The sequence below is a fragment of the Enterococcus spodopteracolus genome (assembly GCF_030441955.1).
GTDB lineage: Bacteria > Bacillota > Bacilli > Lactobacillales > Enterococcaceae > Enterococcus_B > Enterococcus_B spodopteracolus.
The window spans coordinates 1-347 of sequence record NZ_JARJHD010000156.1 but is presented as its reverse complement, the minus strand read 5'-3'; the positions used below and the strand labels follow the sequence as shown (position 1 = coordinate 347).

At 46.7% G+C, this 347-nt stretch carries 1 protein-coding gene; it reads left to right on the top strand.

Going from position 1 to position 347, the window contains the following annotated elements; translation table 11 throughout:
* On the top strand, positions 1-347 hold a 347-nt coding region (locus P3R27_RS15590; protein WP_498371332.1), incomplete at both ends, for a thiamine pyrophosphate-binding protein.

Genomic DNA, 347 nt, shown 5'->3' with positions numbered 1-347 from the left:
GCAATGATTTAGAAGCCATCTCAAAAGCTATCGAAGAAGCGAAAGCCGAAACAGACAAACCGACATTGATCGAAGTGAAAACGGTCATCGGATTTGGTGCACCAAACCAAGGAACTTCTGCAGTCCATGGCGCACCACTTGGCTTAGAAGGCATTCAAAAAGCCAAAGAGATCTATGGTTGGGAATACCCTGACTTTACCGTACCAGAAGAAGTGGCGGGACGCTTCCGTCAAACGATGGTTGAAGAAGGCGAAAAAGCTGAAAATGCTTGGCGTGAGCTGTTCGCAGCATACAAAGCAGCGTATCCAGAATTAGCCCAACAATTTGAAGATGCCTTTGCTGGGAAA